1 protein-coding gene and 2 pseudogenes are annotated in these 1,228 nt (G+C 67.7%); 1 reads left to right on the top strand and 2 read right to left on the bottom strand.

The genetic code is table 11. The features are described from left to right. Positions 1-95: 95 nt before the first annotated feature. Together AB0N31_RS36575 and AB0N31_RS36570 are read right to left on the bottom strand one after the other, a co-directional pair. A pseudogene (locus AB0N31_RS36575) lies at positions 96-290 on the bottom strand (nucleotidyl transferase AbiEii/AbiGii toxin family protein); the annotation flags it as partial. Then, positions 287-646, bottom strand: a complete 360-nt coding sequence (locus AB0N31_RS36570; protein WP_366062851.1) for a hypothetical protein — start codon at positions 644-646, stop codon at positions 287-289. The gene AB0N31_RS36570 and the pseudogene AB0N31_RS36575, both read right to left, overlap by 4 nt. A 270-nt stretch (positions 647-916) precedes the next feature. On the opposite strand from AB0N31_RS36570, the pseudogene AB0N31_RS36565 reads away from it, so the two are divergent. Then, a pseudogene (locus AB0N31_RS36565) lies at positions 917-1,228 on the top strand (hypothetical protein); the annotation flags it as partial.

Here is a 1,228-nt window from a genome sequence, read left to right as displayed (position 1 = left end):
CCCATCATGCACACGACATGAAGCGACGGCAGAACCGTCCCATCACCCACGAACGGGCGACACCACATCATCAGGAACGGGACTTAACGCCCTCTGAGACCTGCTGTGAGTGAGGCGACGATCTCCTGCATCGGAGCGGGGTTCTCGGTGGCGACGTCGAGGTCACGGCTGAAGCGTTCGACCAGGCCGTGGGCCTGCACGGCGTATCCGCCGGTGAGGACCAGAGGGTAGGGGGAGCCGAGGTCGAGGATGTCGGCGAGGAGACGCTCGTGGAGCGGAGTGAGCTTCACGCGGCGGTCGTGTCGGCCGGAGCGGTGCGGAGCAGCTCGGGGAAGGCGTCCTCCCAGACCTCGCGGATGCAGGGACTGATCAAGCGCCGCAGAACGGGCCACTGCTCGGTGAGCAGCCGGTGGTGCAGGAGGGCCACCAGGTCCTCACTCAGTCCTTCTGCGAGGACGGTCCGGTAGAGCGTCATGCGGGACTTCGGACGGTCCAGGCTGTAGCTCGTCCGCCCGGACCAGACGATGTGAAGCGGCAGATCCACATCGCCCTCGACGGGGCCGGCCAGCTCCTGCAAGCGCTCGGGCAGCCGACTGCGGTAGCGGTCCCGCAGCACCTCGGCGCGGGGGGCGATCGTCGTGTCCATGCATCCAGTATCGCTGCTGGGAGGCGGCGGCATGGTGGATACGGGGATCAGCTGTCGTACGTACGAGTCGGGCGCCGCACACTCCTCCCTCGGGCATCTCCCATTGAGCGCGTTCCATCCTGAAAATCGCAGGTCATGGGCCCTAGTGTGGGTCGTGGCTGGTGGGCTCCGGCTGGTCGGGGGCGAGATCGTCAACACGTGATCGTCTGTCACGGGTGAGGTCAGGCGTTCTGAGGCGGGCTCGGCGGCTGGCCGCGTAGGTTCCGCGGCATGACGGATGTGCTGACGTGGACGGTGCAGCAGTGGCTTGAGCTGGAGGAACGTGCGGAGCTGTTGCGCACGGAGCTGGCCGGTATCTCCTCCGCCCGGCCCGGCCGGTCCAGCGAGATCACCGCCGCCCGCCACGACAAGATCACCGCGCATCTCCGAGAGGCCGGCCTCGGCGCCCTGGCCGACCTCGGCTTCGTCGGCCTGGACGACCAGCCCGACGACGACCCCGTGATCATCACCGGCCGCAAGGCCACCCGGAACCACCAACTCACCGATGCCGAGAAGGAAGCGAACCGGCTGATCAGCCGCGAA

This window comes from Streptomyces sp. NPDC051051 (genome assembly GCF_040682975.1).
Taxonomy (GTDB): domain Bacteria; phylum Actinomycetota; class Actinomycetes; order Streptomycetales; family Streptomycetaceae; genus Streptomyces.
The sequence above is the reverse complement of the archived record's forward strand: the minus strand, read 5'-3'. Positions and strand labels throughout refer to the sequence as shown.